The sequence below is a fragment of the Psychrobacillus soli genome (genome assembly GCF_006861775.1).
Lineage (GTDB): Bacteria > Bacillota > Bacilli > Bacillales_A > Planococcaceae > Psychrobacillus > Psychrobacillus soli.
Genome location: NZ_VDGG01000091.1, coordinates 1 through 1,866, shown reverse-complemented (window position 1 = coordinate 1,866; position 1,866 = coordinate 1). Strand labels below are relative to the sequence as shown.

General features: G+C 38.5%; 1 protein-coding gene. It reads left to right on the top strand.

Going from position 1 to position 1,866, the window contains the following annotated elements; all coding sequences use genetic code 11:
• The first annotated feature begins 120 nt into the window (after positions 1–120).
• Entirely contained in the window at positions 121–1,515 is a 1,395-nt protein-coding gene (locus tag FG383_RS20685; protein ID WP_142609551.1) for an IS110 family RNA-guided transposase, read from the top strand.
• The last annotated feature ends 351 nt before the right edge of the window (positions 1,516–1,866 follow it).

Below are 1,866 nucleotides of genomic sequence, written 5' to 3'. Positions count from 1 at the left end.
TCCCTACAATGTTAAATAGATAGATAACAAAGTTAAAAACCATTGTTTTCAGGGTAAACAAGAAGTACCAATCACAGAACTTCCATCAATACCCACCCACATCAAAAGGAGCTGAAAACAATGGTTATATCTACATTTAACCACATTCAGGGGAATAACGGAAGTCATTGGAATCGCCTTATGAGAGGAGAGAATGCGCATCAAATTTGTATCGTAGCGATTGACGCAGCGAAGTATGTACATTCAGCGATGATTAGTAATATTTACGGGGATATCTTAACGAAACCATTCGATTTTAGTGCATCTCATTTAGGTTTTCAGAAATTGATAGAGGCAATTGAACAGGTAAAAGAAGGGTATGACTTTCAGGAGATTGTCGTGGGGATTGAAACGACGGGACACTATTATGAAGATTTAGTACGTATGTGTACGGATCACCACTTTATTGTTCGCGTAATCAACGCCGCAACAACAGCTAAAGAAAGAGAAACGGAATTGAATTATTCAAAGACCGACTCCATTGATTTAATGGCAATCACTCAATCTATTTTACATGGGAGAGGGCAAACCAGTAGAGAGGCAATTCCGCTTTTAAAGCAATTACAAACCTTCTCACGTGCACATCGAACACTGATAAACGCAAGTTCAAAGGCCATTAATCATATCCGTCTTTATATGGACCATATTTTCAGGGAATATCAAGGAGTTATGATGGAGGTAGATGGGAAAATGAAAAAAGTGGAGGTATTTTCGACTTTTGTTTCGAAGGCTTCTCTTTACTTGATGCGCCATTATCCACATCCTTCGGATATTCTAACCTTAGGGAAAGAAGGTCTACGTCAAGTTTCGATCGAACAGAACCTGAAACTACGAGACATAAATATAGAACGATTAATTGGTTTTGCCAGTCAATCGGTTTCTAAACCCAAAGAAGATTTGAGAGCAGAGATCATTCTTTTGGGGTTGAAACTAGATGAATATGCGTTACTAAGTAACCAAATCGAGTATTTAAAAGTGGAGATGGAACAGGTACTTCTTCAAACGGATGGTGGAATTCTGTTGAGTATTCCAGGTGTAGGTATAACGACAGCGGCAGAACTAACAGCTGAAATGGGCGATCTTTCTAAGTTTACACGTCCAGAACAGCTAATTAAAATGGCCGGGACCAATCCGATTATTAAACAATCAGGCGGAAAACAAGCCTTTACGTATCAAATTTCCAGACAAGGAAGGGAGGACTTTAGAGGGGCACTTTATCGGGCAGGTAGGAGTATGATGCTTCAAAATCCAGCTATGCAGGAAAAGTATAAAGAAATGAAAGAAAGAGGAAAAAAACCTGGGCAGATGTATATCGCTTTGGGCAATCGTTTACTTCGACTTGCATACGCCATGATGACGAAGAAACAGCTGTATCATTCAACACAAGAAGATTATTGTCTCCAGTCTGTGATCGCCAGTAAGCTAAGAAATAAAGAAAAACAAGCGCTGTTTTACAATCGTTATGTACTAGTTTGACGTGTTTTTTCAACCGAAACAAGCATTAGAAAATGAGAAAAGACAAAGACATTTCTTCGGAACGGTAGATTATATTGATTAGCGTCCCTGAGGCGAAAAGACCTCGTAACACAGCGTAATAAGTCTTGTTCCACAAATACGAATAAAACGTAATTGCATTGATTTTGCATGAAGTAGGCTGTATCTCTGTGGACAACAAACACAAGACGTTGTACGTTGCGAAGAAATGTCCTTATATGGTTTTGTGATTGGTAGTTTCAATTTTTTTCCATCTAATATTGAGGCATTGGTTTTGTGCGGCCAAAAATCTATTTATTTAACGCTTGACTTATTTAACATTAAACGCTGTGT

Excerpts from the sequence above, each read along its gene's own strand:
- FG383_RS20685 (WP_142609551.1), top strand. The coding sequence starts at position 121 with ATGGTTATATCTACATTTAACCACATTCAGGGGAATAACGGAAGTCAT.